Annotated in this window: 15 protein-coding genes; 5 read left to right on the top strand and 10 right to left on the bottom strand. The window is 42.9% G+C overall.

Translation table 11 applies throughout. From position 1 onward, the window contains the following. Positions 1-246: 246 nt before the first annotated feature. Positions 247-1,341, top strand: a complete 1,095-nt coding sequence (locus AC1DQW_RS21970; protein WP_477456024.1) for an AI-2E family transporter — start codon at positions 247-249, stop codon at positions 1,339-1,341. 62 nt (positions 1,342-1,403) lie between these two features. Here AC1DQW_RS21970 and AC1DQW_RS21975 read toward each other — a convergent pair whose 3' ends face one another. Further along, positions 1,404-1,604, bottom strand: coding sequence for a hypothetical protein (locus tag AC1DQW_RS21975; protein ID WP_477456025.1), 201 nt, complete (start codon positions 1,602-1,604; stop codon positions 1,404-1,406). 142 nt (positions 1,605-1,746) lie between these two features. Between AC1DQW_RS21975 and AC1DQW_RS21980 the strand changes: the two genes are divergently transcribed. The 4 genes from AC1DQW_RS21980 to AC1DQW_RS21995 all read left to right on the top strand — a co-directional run bounded on the left by AC1DQW_RS21980 (position 1,747) and on the right by AC1DQW_RS21995 (position 4,983). Next, positions 1,747-2,649 carry an MBL fold metallo-hydrolase gene (locus tag AC1DQW_RS21980; RefSeq protein ID WP_477456026.1) on the top strand — a complete coding sequence of 301 codons (903 nt, stop codon included), beginning with the start codon at positions 1,747-1,749 and terminating at the stop codon, positions 2,647-2,649. 25 nt (positions 2,650-2,674) lie between these two features. Beyond that, positions 2,675-3,565: an alpha/beta hydrolase gene (locus AC1DQW_RS21985; protein WP_477456027.1), complete on the top strand. Its 891-nt coding sequence runs from the start codon at positions 2,675-2,677 to the stop codon at positions 3,563-3,565. Positions 3,566-3,643: 78 nt separating this feature from the next. Continuing rightward, on the top strand, positions 3,644-4,024 hold the full coding sequence (locus tag AC1DQW_RS21990; protein ID WP_477456028.1) for a hypothetical protein: 381 nt from the start codon (positions 3,644-3,646) through the stop codon (positions 4,022-4,024). Between the two features lie 74 nt (positions 4,025-4,098). Next, complete coding sequence (locus AC1DQW_RS21995; protein WP_477456029.1) at positions 4,099-4,983, top strand: alpha/beta hydrolase; 885 nt, start codon at positions 4,099-4,101, stop codon at positions 4,981-4,983. Between the two features lie 107 nt (positions 4,984-5,090). Here AC1DQW_RS21995 and AC1DQW_RS22000 read toward each other — a convergent pair whose 3' ends face one another. The 9 genes from AC1DQW_RS22000 to AC1DQW_RS22040 all read right to left on the bottom strand — a co-directional run bounded on the left by AC1DQW_RS22000 (position 5,091) and on the right by AC1DQW_RS22040 (position 18,402). Next, on the bottom strand, positions 5,091-5,648 hold the full coding sequence (locus AC1DQW_RS22000; protein WP_477456030.1) for a hypothetical protein: 558 nt from the start codon (positions 5,646-5,648) through the stop codon (positions 5,091-5,093). A 21-nt stretch (positions 5,649-5,669) separates the two neighbouring features. Continuing rightward, positions 5,670-6,467 (bottom strand): FHA domain-containing protein, encoded by a 798-nt coding sequence (locus AC1DQW_RS22005; protein WP_477456032.1) that lies wholly within the window; start codon positions 6,465-6,467, stop codon positions 5,670-5,672. Between the two features lie 11 nt (positions 6,468-6,478). Then, positions 6,479-10,570, bottom strand: a complete 4,092-nt coding sequence (locus AC1DQW_RS22010; RefSeq protein ID WP_477456033.1) for an FtsW/RodA/SpoVE family cell cycle protein — start codon at positions 10,568-10,570, stop codon at positions 6,479-6,481. Continuing rightward, positions 10,570-12,003: a PP2C family protein-serine/threonine phosphatase gene (locus AC1DQW_RS22015; protein ID WP_477456034.1), complete on the bottom strand. Its 1,434-nt coding sequence runs from the start codon at positions 12,001-12,003 to the stop codon at positions 10,570-10,572. The genes AC1DQW_RS22010 and AC1DQW_RS22015 overlap by 1 nt, the downstream gene beginning before the upstream one ends. A 90-nt stretch (positions 12,004-12,093) precedes the next feature. Further along, positions 12,094-13,056 (bottom strand): hypothetical protein, encoded by a 963-nt coding sequence (locus tag AC1DQW_RS22020; RefSeq protein WP_477412033.1) that lies wholly within the window; start codon positions 13,054-13,056, stop codon positions 12,094-12,096. Positions 13,057-13,089: 33 nt separating this feature from the next. After that, entirely contained in the window at positions 13,090-14,523 is a 1,434-nt protein-coding gene (locus AC1DQW_RS22025) for a serine/threonine protein kinase (protein ID WP_477456035.1), read from the bottom strand. A 252-nt stretch (positions 14,524-14,775) separates the two neighbouring features. Then, a complete protein-coding gene (locus AC1DQW_RS22030) occupies positions 14,776-17,061 on the bottom strand; it encodes a glycoside hydrolase family 20 protein (protein ID WP_477456036.1) in 2,286 nt (761 codons plus the stop codon). Positions 17,062-17,125: 64 nt separating this feature from the next. After that, the gene (locus AC1DQW_RS22035; protein WP_477456037.1) at positions 17,126-17,959 is read right to left on the bottom strand and encodes an N-acetylmuramoyl-L-alanine amidase family protein; all 834 of its coding nucleotides are present in this window, start codon (positions 17,957-17,959) and stop codon (positions 17,126-17,128) included. Continuing rightward, positions 17,956-18,402 (bottom strand): Fur family transcriptional regulator, encoded by a 447-nt coding sequence (locus AC1DQW_RS22040; protein WP_477402791.1) that lies wholly within the window; start codon positions 18,400-18,402, stop codon positions 17,956-17,958. The genes AC1DQW_RS22035 and AC1DQW_RS22040 overlap by 4 nt, the downstream gene beginning before the upstream one ends. Positions 18,403-19,327: the final 925 nt, after the last annotated feature.

Raw genomic sequence — 19,327 nt, forward strand, 5'->3', positions numbered from 1 at the left:
CTTAACTAAAGCAAAACATTTGCCAATTTTGACAATAAGCCGCAATTGAAAAATTAATTAAAGTTGACCGGCCTTTTTTACATACTATCTGTGAAGTAAGTTTTACTCTCAAAAAGTCGGCGCGGTTTACAACATTCCCTTACAAAGTAAAAGGATAAATTTAGTTGATCAATATTTTTTATATCTTCAAGCATCTGATTTAAATATCCGTTACCCATTTCAAAAAACAAATTTAACCACTACCGTATGCCGGCAAAAAAACTGATAGCCCCTTTTTACGAACGCCTTGCGCTTACCTTAATAGGCTTTTTAGCTCTGGGATATCTCATTATTGTGGGTAAAGACATTCTTGATCCACTCATTTTCGGTTTCATATTTGCTATTTTATTATTGCCGATTTCCAATTTTTTAGAGAAAAAACTTCGGTTGCTACGTAGTATGTCGTCCCTGGTATCAATACTTTTAATGGTTGGCCTGGTAGGTGGAATATTATACCTGGTAGGCTCCCAGATCTCAAACCTGGCCAACGACTGGCCAATGCTTAAAAACCAGGTTACACAATCCCTGCACGACCTGCAGGAGTGGGTGCAATCGGCTTTCCATATTAACGCCAGCAGGCAACTAAAATATGTTAACGATGCTTCTAAAAAAATCATGGAATCGGGTACCGATGTGGTGGGTACAACATTTGGGGCCATATCATCACTCATGATATTTTATGTATTCATCATGATCTTCACCTTTTTTATATTGCTTTACAGACGTTTGCTGCTGCGTTTTATCATTTGGGTTTTCAGAGATGAAAACTCACACGTGGTGATGGATATTGTAGAGAATATTCAATCCATTTTAAGGCAATATATCCTGGGCTTACTACTGGAGATGGTGATAGTGGCCAGCGTGGCAATTACTATTTTTTGGTGGATTGGGATAAAATACGCCGTTTTGCTGGGTATTATTGTGGGCTTATTTAACATCATACCATACATAGGCATCTTTACCGCTTTATTGCTTAGCGCCATTATTACCTTTGCTACCGGCAATATTGCTAAAACAATTACAGTTGTAGTAAGCATAATATCTATCCACGCCGTTGATGCTAACTTTTTACTGCCAACCATTGTAGGCTCAAAAGTGAGGCTTAACGCCCTTATCTCGTTCATTGGCATTGTGCTGGGCGAAATGATATGGGGGCTTTCAGGCATGTTCCTTTCAATCCCCGTGATAGCTATTTTTAAGATCATTTTTGACAGGATAGAAAGCCTTAAGCCATGGGGTTACCTATTAGGTGGCGACTATGAATACAACAAAGCGGCCGCCGAAAAAATGAAAACCGAATAAATTTATTTTATAAAATCTACTCTGCTCATTTTAACTATTTGAACATTTATTTTAAATTTGTTTCATACAGATACCCTTATAAAATAATGCAAATTGTGAGTAATAACCCGCGCCCGGTTTACAGGTGCAAAAAATGTAAGGAAATCCTTAACATCAGGCGTAAGCGTGGCTTTTTTATTAAAACAGTATTGTTTTGGCTCCCCGTAAAAAAATTCTTTTGTGAACGCTGCCTTACCAACAGGTATCATTTTTAAAACACTCATTTTATTTTGTTTAATTGATGGGTATATCATTAATTTAGTAGTTTAACAATTGCATCATATTGCATTTGATACATTACCTGTAATGAGCCGTAAATGCACCTCAGTAATCATATTTATATTCTTTCTGTTGCCGTTTTTTTCGATGGCACAGTCTAAAAACAAGCCGGCTTTCAGACTGGTGCCTTTGGGCGTTTTGGGCGGTATTGATGAAAGCAACTTATCAGCTTATATGCTGGCGGCTAATGGAACCAACGATTACATCTGTTTAGATGCCGGTACATTGCACTATGGTATAAAAAAAGCCATTGAAAATAAGGTTTTCGCTGTGCCGCAGGAAAAAGTATTAAGGCAATACATCAAAGGATATTTCATATCGCATGCCCACCTCGATCATCTCGCCGGGTTGATCATCAACTCGCCGGATGACAGCACCAAAAACATCTACGGCTTACAAAGCACACTCGAAACCCTAAAAACCCACTATTTTACGTGGGCAAGCTGGGCCAATTTTGCCGACCAGGGTGAAACCCCGGTCCTAAAAAAATTCCATTACCAGGTGCTTAATCCGGGTAACGAAACGGCCATCGATAATACCAACATGAAAGTGCAGGCATTCCCATTGAGCCATTCAAACCTTACCAGTACCGCCTTTTTGATACATAGTAATAGTGCTTATGTTTTATATTTAGGCGATACCGGGCCAGACGAGATTGAAAAAAGCAGCAACCTGCAAAACCTTTGGCAGGCTATTACCCCACTGATTAAAAACAAACAGTTAAAAGCCATTTTGATAGAAGTATCTTTCCCCAATGGGCAGCCGGATAAAACGCTGTTTGGGCATCTTACGCCTAATTGGTTAATGTCCGAAATGAATAAACTTGCCACCTTTACCGGTAAAACAGAGCTAAAAGGATTAAATGTTGTTGTTACTCATTTAAAACCCCCTGTAAGCAATATCAGCAAAATAAAAACGGAGCTTAAAGCAGAAAATAAATTAAAATTAAACCTAATTTATCCGGAACAGGGCAAACTCCTGAATTTTTAACGATCAGCCAAAACATACCAAACACATGAAAAATATTTTAAAAAAATGCCTGTTCTTTTTCTTCATTTTAAGCGTTAGCACCTCTTTTGCACAGCACCAGGGCAAAGTAATTGAAGAGCAAACGGTTAAAAGCAAGATATTGAAACGCAACGTAAAGTTTACCATTTACCTGCCTGTCGATTATGAAACGGCTAACCGTACCTACCCTGTTGTTTATCTTTTACATGGCTATACAGATGATAATACCGGCTGGCTTCAGTTCGGCGAGATTAACCGCTATGCCGATAAAGCCATTACCGACGGTACCATCCCACCGATGATTATTGTGATGCCAAATGCCGATTCGAGCTGGTATATTAACTCTTACGATGGTAAAGAAAAATATGAGGACTTTTTTATTAAGGAATTTATGCCGCACGTTGAACAAGCTTATCGCATAAAAACCGAAAAGCAATACCGCGGTGTTGCAGGTTTGTCAATGGGTGGCTATGGTACGCTGATATACGCAATTAAATATCCTCAGCTGTTTTCGGCGGCAGCAGCCCTAAGCGCGGCCGTACTTCCTGAGGATCAGATGATCAGTCAGCCAGATGAACACTATGAAAAGGTGTTTGGCCAACTGTATGGTCGCGGGTTAAAGGGGAAAGACCGCCTAAGCAAAGCCTGGCAGGCTAATTCTGTTTTAGACCTGGTACAAAACAAAACCACAGATGAGCTGAGCAAAGTGCGTTACTGGATTGACTGCGGTGATGATGACTTTTTAACCAAAGGAAATTGCCTGCTGCACATCGCCCTTACCGAAAAGAAGGTACCTCACGAATATCGTGTACGCGACGGCGCACACAACTGGACCTACTGGCGTACCGGCATCATCAACGCGCTGGATTTTATGGGTGACAGCTTTAGACAGAAATAGGTTCAGATATGCAGATTTCAAACAGATGTGCAAGTTTAGCTGTAAATGATCTTAATACTAATTACTTGATACCTGAATATGGCACAGGATTTTGAATTACCGGTTTCTGCGGATATCCTGGAAAGGTTATCAGGCCGGGATATTTTTATTGGGCAGTTTTTGAATAAAGTGTTTGATGACAAACAAATCTATGCTAACTTTTGCCGGGGCCTGGCATCCTATTTTTATGATGAAGGTGGTTCTCCGGAGGTACTTGAGTTTGATATCGTTAACGCAACTTTTAATGCCGATAGTTTAACAGGGGCCTTTAAATGTAACTTTGTGGTGCATTATTTTTTTGGATGCAGCGATATTAAAAACGACAAACAGGAAAACATTACCTGGAAATTTAAAATTGACCATACTAATCTAAACATAGCTTTTGTTGGGGAAGAACCCTGGGTAAGGGATGCAGATTAATAAATGTGCAGGTGTGTGAATGAAAGACAGTAAAATGATTTAATAAGCCAAATAAATCTTAATACTTGATATAAATGAAAAAAATTCTCCTGATCTGTTTCCTTTTATCAGCGACAACTGTATATGCGCAGAATATCACTGTGGGTAAAGTGATAGAAGAACAAAACGTTAAAAGCGATATTTTAGGGTATAATGTTAAATATGCCATTTACCTGCCTGCTGATTATGAAACATCAAACAGGAATTACCCGGTAGTATACCTTTTGCATGGATATGGTGACAACCAGACCGGCTGGTTACAGTTTGGCGAGGTTAACCGCTACGCCGATAAAGCCATTGCCGAAGGCAGGATTCCCCCTATGATAATTGTAATGCCCGATGCGAAGGCGACCTTTTATATCAATTCCTATAATGGTAAACAGAACTATGAGGATTTCTTTTTCAAAGAATTTATACCGACAGTTGAAAAGGAGTACCGCGTTAAAAACAGCAAAAAATATCGTGCGGTTGCAGGGCTTTCCATGGGTGGTTATGGCACACTCATCTATAGCATAAAACACCCGGATATGTTCTCGGCAGCAGCAGCCTTTAGCGCGGCAGTACGCAACGATGAAGATTTTATGGCAACAACCGATGCCCGCTGGGCAGAGGTATACAGCAAGGTCTTCGGACCAGATCTTAAAGGCGCTGAGCGATTGAATGATACATGGAAAAGCAATTCTATACTTGGCCTGGTGCAAGGCAAAACTACCGATGATCTTAAACAGGTACGCTACTGGATAGATTGCGGTGATGATGACGCGTTAAGCAAAGGAAATTCCCTGCTACATATTGCTTTGGTGGAAAAAARGGTTCCCCATGAGTTCCGGATCCGTGATGGCGCCCACAACTGGACCTACTGGCGAACCGGTATTACCGACGCGCTGGAATTTATTGGCGACAGTTTCAGGCAAAAATAAGTTTCGGATAGATGTGCAGATTCCAGATTTCAGATATGCAGCGATTAGCCTCGTAGTCATTTATTGGAAATCATCATTTGCACATCTGAAATCTGCACATCCGGATTTTACTGATCACTTAGCAGATCGATACAATTTTTCCTGAGCGTTTCCAGGCGTGCAGGCAGCATATTAAGTGCCTTCTCATCTTTTAAATTCTTGTAGAGCGCCTTGATAATTGCCAGCGTATTATCGTCCGGTTCGCAGGCCTGGGCTTTTTCAAGGTGGGGCAAGGCAGCCTTTGCTTTGATTACATAGGCCGCATCAACAACTGTTTGTTTGCCGGAGATATCTTTAATATACAGGTAACCTAAAGCCCTGTGTGCTACATAATAATCAGGCTGGGAGGCAACAACCAATTTATAGTACTTAATGGCGTTTATACTTTGATCATCGTCCTCATACAATTTTGCCAGCGAGTTATAAAAACTGGTGCGTACTTTTTGAGTTAATTTAGCTGTATCGGGTAATATCTTCTCGGCAAGGGTCATTGATCTGGCTGCATCTGCATTCATCCGGGCTTCGTTAAAATCAATGTAGGTGTTATAAACCTCATCGGCAGTTTGCGCATGAGCCTGCGTACTTGTGGCTATCGCCATTATTAACAACAGGATTTTTCTAAGCATATAATAGGTAATTAATCCTGATTACCCTTCGGCTTTAACACTAAATAAAAACACTGCCGATTCGCCCAAAATCACCTGGTCGCCCTCGCTCATGGGGTGTCCTATTTGGGTTGAGTTTAGCTTGATCAATTTATCATCTGCTGCAATATTGATCTTGGTTTTATTACGCGGAGGTACACCTCCTTCATCTGCGAAGATCATAAAACACTCTGCATCCTTGTTCCACTCAATATGAGCATGCTGACGGCTGATGAACTTATTACTTTCATCATTACTTACGGCTGGGAACACAATCTTATTCAGTCGGTATGATCCATTATCTGTCACCGCTTTTTTATCCCGGCCAATATTGATCTTGCCATCGGTTGCCTTAACAACATACTCCTCCTGCTCAGCCTCACCGCTCAATATCCGGATATAGGCTACTGCCGATGAAGCGTTGTGCGCAACCTGCCTGCGGGTATGCATAAGGAAAGCTGCATCGAGCTCCGGGACCTTGGAAGCTTCTGTGGGTAATACATCAGTAAAGATCACCTCTATCGTCCAGTCGTCAGGCAACTCAATAGCATAATCATCGGCTATTCTTTGGATCTCATTTCGAAAAACTTCTTTTTCGTGCACGTAAACCGCACCCTCATACAAATGTTTTTCCTCTGCAATTGGCGTAACATATAGCAACAACTCTTTAATATGCCTTCCCTCGCCGCCTTCTACCTTTTGCAAGGCTTCTTTTATAAAACGTAATAACGCATCGCGCAGGCTTTTTACATCCATAGGGCGCTTTTCGCCCCCGTTTTTACTAAAAAAATTAAATGCCATGTTCCATTTTTTTATTGATTCGCTTCTTCTGGTGCTTCTATCTCTACCGGAACTATACTTTTCATATAACCTTTCTTTAGCAGGAATGGTATTACATGCTTACCTGCCAAATGAACCGCGTCTGATGATCCTTTAGTTGATTCTACACGGATACAAACAACCATATTACCTTTTCCGTTTGCCTCAGGTGCAAAAAAAACATACCAGCCATCGTTCACACTTTTGTTTTTAACTATGCGCTCGGGCGTACCGCTTTTGCCGGCCACTGCTATGCCTAATATAGGTACTTTAGGCGCACTTTGGGTTATCATATATTGCCTTAGCAAACCTGCATACTGCGGCTTGTCAGTTAATTTGATACCATCTTTTATTGGTGTTTTTGTTTTGCCAATGTTGAGTACAAAGCGGTTAGCCAACAGCACACCATTATTAGCCACACCTGATACCAGCCTGGCCACAGATGCGGGGGTTGCTATCAGCTCACCCTGCCCCCATGCCATACCCGAGATACCTTTAGCCCTGGTTTTATGAATATTGTTAGGATCATAGCGTGGCCGGGTATTAAATTCAGTTTTACGCCATAGGTTACGCCATTTTTCTTCCTGGGCATCATTGTCAGCAGGCTTATTGTAATAATAGCCACCTACCCCGTGCAAAAACATCCCTGTCTTCATATAAAGGTTAACCATATACTCTTCCAGGTGTTGTTGATTGGCCAGTTTGATGAAATATACGTTGTTTGACTTTGCTATGGCCCGTTCCATTGTTATCGTCCCGGTTTCATCCGGCTCAATACCTTTTGTACGAATGCGTTCCCCGATGCTCACATGATAGGTAACTTTAGCAGCATCCATCCCCAATTTGTTAAAGGCCGACATAGCGGTCAATACCTTGGCTGTTGAGCCCGGTTGTGAGGCGTAGGTAAAACCAAGGTCGGTAGTGGTCATCCAGTTGGCTAACTTATTCTGATCGGCTTGCGACATGGTCAGCTGATCCCAATTATGCACAGGAGGTAAAGGATATTGCGCAGATACCAGCACATCGCCGGTATTGGCTTCCATTACCACAACAGATACCCGATTGTCATATAAGGATGTATCTGTAGCTATAGATTTCTGGATGCTGGTCTGCAGATCGGCATCCATGGTTAGTTTCACATCACGGTTCCGGTTCTTGAACGCAGCTACTTCGGGTCCGTTAATATCAGTCAGCAGCAAAGGCGCCAATGCGCTATAATCTTTTTTAGCTACCGTCATTTCCTTTACGCCTCGTGGTAAAAACCTGTCTTCCTGAAAACGGGATGCCTTTACATTATAACTGGTAATGGGCATCTTAAAACCACGTAGTTCGGCAGCATGTTCATATTCGGCAAAATAGCCGTTGGTGCTGCCGTTAAATACACCGGTATTTGCGTCACCAGTCCAAAAAAACATTTGCTCCTCGAAAGGATAAAACCTTTCCAGCCGCTTATGTACAGCCGAATCGAGGTTATAATCCTTTATACCCGATGACGCTAATTTCATCCTTTGTTTTGAAATCAGCTCCGGCTTGCTGGTTGCCAGTATCAAACCATTTCTATCCAGCAATGAACCAGCCTGCAGCTTGTTCATCAGTATGGCAATACGCGGGTTATAGCTAAACATCCTTAATCCGCTTTTATCAGCAACCAGCGCGGGTTTAACCACCCATTTTTTATTGTCGGCACTATAGCGGGAAACGTTTACTGTTAATAAAACCACCCCGGCCAATGCAGCTGCCAATGCCGGCACCAGGTTTTTATCCTGTTGTTTGGTAATGAAACTCATTTGCACCTGCGTACCTTTTACCATTGATACCGACAGTAAAAAACCGGTGGCCAACAAATTAATTACCAGCGATGAGCCACCATAACTTTCAAAAGGCAGGGATACCCCAGATAATGGCAACGCACCAATAGATCCGCCTGCTATCAGCAAAAACTGTACAAAGGTACATACACCAATACCTGCACTAAGGTAAAACAGTAACGGCGTACCCGTTTGCCGTCCAATGATAATAGATCGGTGCAGGTACAGTAAAAACAATATAAACACAGCTGCCATCCCTGCCCAGCCAAACTCTTCGCCTATAGAAGGCAATATCATATCAGTGTGCGCTTCGGGTATGGTTTTGGCAAAGCCCTGCCCTACGCCCTCGCCGGTTAAGCCGCCGCCAGCCATGGCCCAAAGACCGTTGGCAACCTGGTCACCTCCGTACACTTCATTGTTCCAGGGGTCCTGCCAAATGGCTTTGCGCTCCACCAGGCGCTCAACCGGGCCGGGGATGACCTTATCCAACCCCGGAATTTTATCGATGGTTAAAAACGCGCTAACCACAATAAGCGCCATAATAGCCGATTCACTCAGGAACCTTGGCTTTAAAAATCCTATCAAACCCAGTATCCCAAAAGTGACGCCCGTACTTAGCCAAACATTGTCAAAAAACCAGGTGATCAACACAAATAAAATCACAAAACCGGCCATCGATAGGAAATCGCCGCGGGAGAAAGAAAACAGGATAATAAACGTAAAGCAGATAACCATTGCCGGGCCCAAATCGCCCAATACCAAAAACAGCAGCAGGGTTATAACGGTAGCTATTAAAGCAAATGAAAAAAACGACCAGCGCTTACCCCAACTGGCGTACTGACTGATGAATTTCTCATTAGCTGCGAAAAATCCCGCAAGGAAAATAACGATCAAATATTTAACAATCTCGCTGGGCTGAAATCCCAAAAGGTTAACTTTTACCCCGCTGCCCTCCGGACCCGTACCAAACAAAATAGTGCTGAACAAAATGCCCATGGCCACAATAGCCCATGGCCAGCCATTAGCGGCGCTACGCGCCTTTTTAAATATCAACAACCTATACAACGCCGAGTCTGCTGTAAACCGCCGCAGATTGATGAACAACATAAGGCAAACAGCACCAACGCCCATACCTAAATACATAAGGGTGTCTTTGGCTAAAAACCTATCCCTTAACGGGTCCTGCAAACTCAATAATGTAAGGAACGAGATACCCGTGAGCATCATTACCAATGGCAAAATCAATTGATCGGCCTGCGGATAACGGTAACTGAGGAGGACATGGATCAGGATGAACCCGGCAAAAAAACTGGCTGCTATTATCCAGTACCAGCTATTAAAATCGTCAATTGTACGAACAATGAATGCCCCCTCCTTTTTCAGGATATTAAAATCACGAGTCGAAAGCAGTTTTATACTATGCGCCGATTGGAAAAAGTTGATAGTTTTATCACCATCCAGCTCTACAACCCCTTGGGATCGACCAAACTCAAAACCTGGTTGCAAGGGTAATAGCTCAAAGGCTTTATCTGTAGGCAGGTTTTTAAATTCATACTTGCCATTGGCATCGGTACGGGCAAAAGCAGTTAGTGATTGCAGCTGTCGCTTTTTATCGGCATTTAAAACATAAATTTTTTTGGTGGATGGAGAGTTTTCGGTTGTTGTATTTTTAGCGGCGGTTTCCTCGTCGGAGTAAATACTATCCTTAGGCAATATCATATTCAGCCTAACCAAAACGCCTGCAACGGGCTGATCTTTATGTTTGATAGTTCCCCTGATGCTATATTCACCAAGCCCCAGGTCGGTTTGTGCAGGTATTTCCGGTGGATGATTTTTTTCCTGCGAAAACCTTACAGAATCATCACCGGTGTAGCCCAACAACTCGCGCGAATCCATAACCCTTTGTCTGAACAACTCGCCGCCCCGCGCAATGGCGTCATCGGCATTAACATAATACCTGCGTTTGTTGAGCTCACCGGCATTGTCAAAAGCCACGGCTGCGTTTGCTTTACCAGCAATAATTGATTCGATGTAACCAACATCCCTGGGATCATCAAAATAGTACCCTTTTTTTAATAACGCGGCTACGTTTTTGGCGGGATTTGGCGCATTAAGGTTCACTATAGTACCATCAAGAAGCCGTTTATCTACATCAACAAACTTTTGCTGCAAAACGGTATAAAGCTTGCCAAACAACACAGCCAGCACAATACCGGTGAGCAGTAAAAACAGCCGTTCCATTCTCCTGCCCGGAGCATTAGGTGTACCCTTATCCATTATTTTTTGATGGCTTTGGGTAAGGAATCTATCTTGAACATACCGCCAAACAACCTGCCCGAAATGTATTTTTTATCGGGGAAAATATAGGATGTTTGTACAGGCAATACACAGTTGTTAAACTGCACATATTTTAACACCAGTGCATCGTTGTGCGTTGCAACCGCCACCCGGAAACCTTCAAAAGCTACACTATCCAACACCACATATTTGCTTTTGGGCGATAGTACTATCCCGGGGCCGTTGTAGGCAGAATCCTTTTTAAATACAATTTTACCTTTTGCTTTTATGTACAAACTATCCTTTGTAATGTAAATGGAATCGCTCAAAATAATAGGTTCCTTAAAGTCGGCATCCGAGAGTATAAGCGTATTGCCTTTTAATTTATTGAGGGTGTCTTGTAATTTTATCTCTCCCGCACTTTTCGGCTTTAGGGTTTTAGTTGCTACTGCTGATTTAACGTCATCATGCTTTAGTTGCTGGTTAAGCCAGTACTGCCATACAAATCCGCATAAAAACACCAGGAAGAGAATAGAAAGCAGCACTACCGTTCCCCGGTTACTTTTACTTTTCACCGGTATTTTTGTTGGTCCGTCGGGCAGTTTGGGCTCATGTTTAGGGTCGATGATCTCCTCCGACACCCTGGTAGCGGCCGCCGGACGTGTAGCGCTCTGCTGGCGCGGGGCCTTATCATTATGCGCAAGCACCACGGTCACGTTATCTTTGCCCCCTTTGCTATTAGCTGCGTCAATTAGTTTCGCACCTTTATCTTCTAAGGTCCCGCTGCCAGTTAAAATACCTTTTATTAGGTTTTTATCTACCATATCGGTAAGGCCATCACTGCAAACCAGCAGCATGTCGCCAGGTAAAAACGGCGAATGGCCTGTCTCTACAAAGTCAGCATCCTTAACTATGTGCGGGTCGAAACCGAGCGCCTTGTTTATCTCGTTACGTTTGGGATGATCCATAGCGGCCTCTTCACTCAATCTGCCGGAATCTTCCAGGAAGCCTACAAAAGAATGATCTTTTGATATTTTGATGAGCGAATTATCGCGCAGCAAATACAAACGCGTATCGCCTACGTGGGCATAGTAAAACTGGTTGTTCTCTAAATCAATAACAGCAAGTGTAAGCACACAGGCCATGTTCGCCAGTTGTTTATCCTGTAATTTCCTTTCATAGATCTGCCGATTGGCATTAACAAAAGTGTTCACCAGCAAAGGGGTTACATCGCCGGCTATGTATGACAGGTCTTTGATGATACACTCGCGTGCCATATCCGCAGCAACCTCACCACCTACATAACCACCCACACCATCAATAACGCAGGCAATGATAAAATTGCCATCATCGGTTTTCTGGGCAATAAAGGCGTCTTCATTATTATCCCTTTGCCTGCCGGTGTCTGTTATCCCGAAAAAATTATTTGTCATGGTTTCTACTGGATTTTTTTATGTCGATAAAATGGGCCAGCAATAATAAAACGCATATTGCCAATAAGCCTATTGATAATATTTGTGACATTAGGCTTCGGGTTTAAATATGTTAATGCCGATAATACCATTCAGCAATATTTTTGAGTTAAAGGGCAGCTCCACCCATTGCGGCGAGTTTACATCGCTGCGGGTAACTTCCTGTTCATTAATCATAGTAAGCTCGCCAAAAGAGGATAAATAAAGCTTACCATCGGCCTTATTCATACGGATACGCAGGTGCGGTGTATTTACCCAATCGCTCGGGATCCTGAACACGGCTGCTTCTTCACGGGTTTCTTCATTGCCTGATACTACAATATCCTCATTCTTCATCAGGAACTCCACCTTCCGGCCCACAAACTGCTTATCGGGCATAATGGTATCCAGCCGGGCCAAAACCTGTTGCCCTGGTTTTACCACGTCCTTTTCATTATAATGCAGCTCGTTCGAGTAGGGTAGCTCGTAATAGCCCTCGCTATAATAAGTAAAGCCTTTCAGGATGTCGTTGCTGATATCCAGGGTTTGTGCAACACCCGTATGGCGGGGGATAAAAGTAACCCGCAGGTTTTCCTCCTTTTTATTGCTGCCAGGTAATAATTTGCCTATAAAGCCTTTGTCGCCTTTGGCATAATCAGGGTGTGATACAAGCCTGAACACCCATTTGGAACTTGATGGCTCTACCTTTTTACCAACTTCCTGGTGTTCGCGCAATAACTCATAAAACTTTTTTACCGATTCATGCACGATAATACCAAAAAGCCCCGAGCGGTTATTGATAAAATCCTGGTAGTCCTCTTCATTAAAGCTGATGATATATTCGTGGTAAAATACCACGCGATCGGCAAAGGAAAGCTGCCCAATTGATTCTTTGAATTTTTCGATAATGTACATGTAAACATCATCGGGCGTAAGTGTTTTATTATTTACTGCAGCTACCGCGGCGGCTTTTCCATTCGGTAGAAACCAGTCCTGCAGACCTATCTTTTGCCAAAATGTTGATTTAGATTCCATTCTGAGGATCTTTAGAGATTAACTATCTATTAACTAAAAACTCAATTTTGATGTATCGGCTGCCTTTACGCTATCGCGATAAAATTGCGGATCGCTTTTAGGTTTATGCCTCACTCCCCTGAGTATTGAATCTGCAATTGAATCCACCTCGGGCGGAATACCTGATGCATCATCATTATTATTGACCGGCTGATTTACATTGCTATCCGGCCTCACGCTGTCGACCTTTGCCTGTTTAGCAACACGGCTTAAAGTATCCCGTGGAGGTGGTGTCGATTTAAAAAAAGTATTATAAATGCCCCGCCGGTGTTTAATAGCCATAACAGAAGAAAACCCGGTAAGTACTACCAATAATACAATTAAACCTATAAATACCGGTTTGGAAATCCGCACCGCGTGCTTGCCAACAACAACAGGTGTTTCTGTACTATTGTTTATAACATGTACGCCCCTTGCACTTTCGGCCTCCTGGTAATAAAGCAGCAGTCCTTGCAGGCGTTCGTTTTCCTTCAATAATACCGATGCATTCCATGAATCATCGGCCTGGTTGCTGCTTACCGCGGCAATGCTGCTGTGTACCAGGGTTTCCTGCAGTTCCATCCCGTTAGGGAAGCGATGCTCGGGCTCTTTTTCCAAACATTTTGAAACAATTTGCAGGAGCCATGCAGGTACCTGCATCTCGTGTTCCTTTTTCTTATCAGCCCAGCTAGCTGGCAAATTCTTTTTACGCAGCTCCATTACATCGGGCACCTGGTTATCCATGTGTGCCAGCATCACCGCATTACGGGCGGTTTCGCCATTATCGCGCAACGGGAAAGGTACCTGCCCGGCTATCAGCTCATAAAGAATAATGCCGTAGCTGTACACATCCGTCTGGAAATACATCAGTCCCTCATTCTGCTCGGGCGCCATAAACTCTATGGCTCCCGCATGGCGGATACTGGTACGGCGCTGGTCATCAGACATAGCCGAAAGACCAAAATCCAGCAGTACATAATTGCCTGTATGGATATTGAACTTTACGTTATTACTTTTAATATCGCCGTGCTTTACCGAAACCTTGTGGCAGTGCGAAAGGGCATTGGCCAGCTGATCGGCCAGTTTGATGATCTCTTTAATGGTAAAGATAGGCTCGTGCGGTGGTTTCAGCAGATCTTCCAGATCGGGACCATCAATATACTCCATCTCGATAAAGGGGAACGAACCACTCTCGGTAATACCGGAATTTAATATCTTAACCACATTAGGGTTAGGTTCTTCGTTTACCTTTTTTAGTTTTTCAACCTCGTTTTGGAAATTTCTGAAATTTTTATCGTCGGTACTTTCGGTATGAATAGGGGTCGGCAATAGCTTTACCGCTGTGATGATGGGGCCATAACGCCGTCCTTTATAAACTGAGCCTTGGCCGCCCGTTCGCAAAGCCCCCATATTCTCCAAACCTTCAGTTATTGTAAATACTTTGCTCATTGATTATTCTTGCAGTGCTATAAGGTAAAATAACAATTAGTTAAACTTTGTTACCTCAACATAACGCACACATTAGTGTTTGGTTATAAAAATATGAAAATTTATGTGCAGATGTGCAAATGAAAAACAGATGTGCAAATTTCAAATGTGCAGATATGCAAATTGATTGGTCTGAATCAGAATTTTCAGAATTAATGAATCATCAGAATTCTGAAAATTCAGTCAAATAACTATCTTGATACTTGATACTAACTACTTGATACTAATTTCATCAACCAATAACCAGGCCTTTGCCCCGGCAATATACTCGCCCGGCGGTATTATACCTCTATTGGTTCCCTTTACCCTGATGTACCGGGCTTGCAATGGTTTTATGCTGGCCCTAACAGCATTGATGCCATTGGCATTAAACGCAGTTTGGCGATAAACCTCGGCGTAGGCTTTTCCATCTTCGGATACTTCAAAGGTGAGCAGCGTTGGTTCCCACATTTTTTGCCAGTGATATTTTAAAATATTGATACCCAATTGTGATATTGTTTGTACCGAACCCAGGTCGACTATAGCATCCAGGTCATTGCCGCTGAAACCATACCATTGCCCATCATTATATAATTTGCTGCCGAATACACCATTTACCAGGCCGAAAGTATTACCCGGGTTATAGCCTCCCTGTGGCTGATTTGCAAGTGTTATAGTTTTGCCAATGGCTTTATGCAGATGGAAAGATTTTTCATACATCCGCCCGGTTACTTTACCATGGCTAAATACAGATGCTTTTACCGTCCCTGATTGTATAATGGCAAAAGGTTCATCGTACTTTTTGCTTTTTAAACCTGGAGTGGTTCCATCGGTGGTGTAAAATATTTTGCTGCCGGGTAATGTTGTGTTCAAGCTCAGCGATACCTGGTGATCTGCTGTTTCGGATACACTGTCAGTTATCTCATCAAAAGTATTGGAGGTGTTAACATGGAGCGTTTTGAGCAGGGGCTGTTCAGATCTTAATCGTTTCAAAAATTCGGCATAGTCCTTATTTTCCTTTGCCGACCATCCTACTTCGGCTAAAGCCAATATCCGCGGGAACAGTTGCCGCCCGGCCTGGGCAGGATTGGTCATGTACTCGCTCCAGGCATTGGCCTGTACACCTTTGATGTATCTGGCTTCATCACCGGATAGTTCTTTAGTTATGGGCTCATAATTGTAAACCTTACTTAGTGGTGTGTAACCTCCACCGGCAATAGGTTCGGCGGGATATAATGACTGGTAGTAATCGAGGTACACAAATTTCTCGGGCGTCATGATGGCATCATGGTGCTGTTTGGCTGCGGCAATGCCCCCCTCCTCGCCTGTCCAGCTCATTACGGTTGCGCCTGGGGTTAAACCGCCTTCCAGTATTTCGTCCCAGCCGATGATCTGCCTGCCTTTATTGTTCAGGTATTTTTCCATCCGGCCAATAAAATAACTTTGCAGTTGGTGTTCGTCTTTCAAATGCTCATCCTTAATGCGTTTTTGGCATTTGGGGCAGGTTTTCCATTTGTTTTTTGGGCATTCATCGCCGCCTATGTGGATATATTTTGATGGAAAAAGCGGCAGTACTTCATCCAGCACATTTTGCAGAAAGGTAAAAGTTTCATCATTACCCGCGCAGTATACATCGTCAAATATGCCCCAGTAAGTAGCTGTTTTATAAGATCCTCCGGTACAGCCCAATTGAGGATAAGCCGCCAGCGCCGCCAGTGCGTGCCCAGGCATTTCAATCTCGGGGATGATACTGATATGCCTGTTCATGGCGTATTTTACAACAGCCTTAATTTCGCCCTGTGTATAATAGCCGCCATATCGCTTGCCATCAAACAGGTGCGGGCTATCGCGTTTGTGGCCGATGATAGTTTCATCGCGGTAGGCCGAAATAGTTTGCAGCAGTGGGTATTTCTTTATTTCGATACGCCAGCCCTGATCGTCTGTAAGGTGCCAGTGGAAGGTGTTGATCTTGTACAAGGCCAGTATGTCTATCCATTTTTTGATGGTTTCGACGGTGAAAAAGTGACGGCTTACATCCAGGTGCATACCACGGTAGGCAAAGCGGGGATGATCTTCAATGGTACAGCCTTGTACGGTTATTTTTCCATTAGATGGTTTCAGCAACTGGATAAGCGATTGCAGCCCGTAAAATACACCGGCCTCATCGTGGCCAGTGATGCTGATTTGCTTTCGGGTCACGGATAACCGGTATCCCTCGGGTTCAGTAACCTTGGAGGAATCTATGTTCAGGCTGATAGAAGCCGTGTTTTTGACCAGCAAACTGAACCCCGCAACCGACCGGAAATACTGATTGAAGAACGCAAGATTATCAGCATTAATACCCTCACCAACAGAGATATTAGTTGCAAGCGAAAAGGTAAACACAGCACTGCTTTTTTCAACTTTATAAGGCAGAGGGATAATCCCCTGCTCTTTAATTTGTGCTGTTGCACTGCTGATGATGAATACCGGGATCAAGTTTTTAAAAAGAAACTTACAGGGCTTAAGCAGCTTTATCATCAATATAGATTTGTAAAGCCGAATATAACTGATTATAGCAATGGTAGTATATGATACCCGAAAATTACAGGCTCCCGATAGCCTTACGGTAATTATTTATAGCGGTAACAATTGATCTTACAATTTCGTCCTGCCCGTCCGGCGAGTTGAGGTAATCCTCTTCTTCGGGGTTGTTGATAAAACCAGTTTCGATAAGCACGGCTGGCATTGCGCTGTGGGCTAATACCAATACGCCCTGCTCCTTTACACCCTCACTTTCACGGCCATCGGTATCTGTAAATTCAGCATTCACCAGGTCGCCGAAGAGGATACTTTGCTTGCGGTATTTTTGGATGTAGGCATTGAGTATGATAGCATTAGATGGATCGCTTTCATCATAGCTCTCGTAGTTTTGCTTATAGTCTTTTTCGATAAATATAGATGAGTTTTCCCTTACGGCCTCTTCCTGCTCCTTTAGCCTGTGGAAACCGTAAACCAGCATCAGCACGCCCTTGCGCTTATGAGCCGAAGCGGCATTACCCTCTGGCGATGAGTTACAGTGAATGGAAATAAACAAATTGCCATGGGCCTGGTTGCCTATATTCGAACGCTGGTTGAGGGGGATAAAGGTATCATCGGTACGGGTCATAATGGTGGTTAAACCTTTGATCCCGGTATCAATGGCCATTTTTAGCTTTTTGGCGATGGCCAGTGTTACATTTTTTTCGACAGAATAGGAGCCGCGCGCACCTGGATCTTTACCACCATGCCCGGCATCTATTATAACAGTTTTGAACCGGAACGTTGAGGCTACCAGGATGGTATCATTCTGCTGGGTAAAGGAGCAAAGACAAAAGAATAAAGACAGCAGTACACCATTTGCAGCTACAACACCGAGAAACCTTTGATTCAATTTCATTGTTTTACCGCCTTTTTGCTGCATTTAGGGCATAAGCCCGTCGCGGATAACGTAAAACTCTGCGGTTTAAAGCCCGGGGGGAGCTTTATGGCGGGCAGGTGCAAATCATCCAGGCAATACACATTTTTGCATTGGGTACAGTTAAAGTGCAGGTGTTCATCGTGGTGGTGGGCTTCATCACAATTGGATGAGCAGAGAGCATAGTTTGCTGTACCGTTAAGGTCAAATACCTTGTGGATGATGCCTTTTTCCTCGAATGTGTTCAGGATACGGTACAGGGTAACCCTATCGATATCGTTAATCACGCTTTCCAGGTCGGGCTGGGAGGTGGCCGCGTTACGGGACGACATCATGGACAGCACCCGGAGCCTGGGAGCGGTCTTTTTTAAATGATGCTTGTTCAGCAGGTCTTCAAAGTGAAAATTAGTACGGGTTTGTGCCATTAGCCTTTCAGCAATATTATTGATGCAAATATATACAACGTTGCATTAAGGATGAAATTATAAGGCAGCTGCGGACAATATATGTGGACAAGAAAGATTCAAAAAAAATCAAACTTTAGCGAACTTCAGATGCATTTAATGAATATTAATAGGAGAAAAATAATACTTTTTTCAAAAGCATCGAAATTCCGCCCGATCACTGCCGGCAAATCTTATTTTCACTTAGAAGCTGTTTAAATTTGATTTATTAACTGTTCCATTTGAGTGCAGTGGAACACACCGAACGCTTTGGAACGCATTATGGCTGATTATCAACAATTTAAGCTTTTTAAAAATCAACAAAGACCGGAACACTTATGCGACTGATAATCAACATTATAAACCCAAATATTAACTTTTGGTTAAAATCAAGCTAACGGACTGTAGTTCGATATCTGAATTTATCTCGCGCAAAGACGCTAAAACGCAAAGTGATTTACTTCTTTTTTCTTTGTTGGTTAATTTCTATATAGTGTTCCTGTCTTCACTATAAATACACTTTTTTGAAGAAAAATCAATTTATATCGGGATATATTGAGCCGGATTAATTGGAAACTTATCATCCGCCTTTCTCACAAATCCGGCAAATTTTAGCGTCAATTTAAGAGGCAGTCTAAAAATAAAAAACAGACTGTCATACGAGGTACGAAGATAACCGACCGCAGGGAGCTCATTAATACCTATAAAAATAAAAACACAACATTAATAATCCCAAAGTATGCAGATCGGATTTGCAAAGCTACTCTGTAAGGTGGGGATTGCTTCGTACCTCCTATGTTTACAGTTGAAATTAAAAAATGTATTATATCTTGTTTAGGAGATATTAAAACATTCTTTACATACATTTTATGAGTGAAAAAGGATGAGAGCACGTCGTGCCTAAATA

The sequence above is a fragment of the Mucilaginibacter sp. P5_A4 genome, assembly GCF_056400605.1.